Origin of the sequence: Halalkalibacter lacteus, from assembly GCF_036663595.1 — a bacterium.
Lineage (GTDB): Bacteria > Bacillota > Bacilli > Bacillales > Bacillaceae_D > Halalkalibacter > Halalkalibacter lacteus.
In genome coordinates this window covers 1-278 of sequence record NZ_JAWRVL010000170.1, presented here as the reverse complement: position 1 = coordinate 278, position 278 = coordinate 1, and the positions used below count along the sequence as shown (strand labels likewise).

The following is a 278-nucleotide window of genomic DNA, read 5'->3' as shown; positions in this document are numbered from 1 at the left end:
GATAGGGGTGAGGCTCACAGAAGTGCAGCCGGTGCTCGAGTTGACCTCCGGGGCGCCGGTAGGGCCGGGCCCGCGGCCGGCGCTGGTGGAGGCGACGTCGGCAGCCGAGTCGGAGGAAGCAGCCGATCTCGGTGCCCCCGACTTCGAGGCCGTGTCTCCTGTTCTCATCGGACGGCGGGAGGCGTGGGGACTGGCCCACTTCATCTACATGGCCATCGAAGCCCGCGAGATCCGCGAGTCGCGTCCGGCCGACTACCGGCGGGTGCCGAACAAGGTGC

At 70.1% G+C, this 278-nt stretch carries 1 protein-coding gene; it reads left to right on the top strand.

Features of this window, described 5'->3' with window-relative positions:
- Nucleotides 1-22: 22 nt before the first annotated feature.
- On the top strand, nt 23-278 hold a 256-nt coding region (locus SAZ04_RS21950), incomplete at its 3' end, for a hypothetical protein (RefSeq protein ID WP_332699676.1).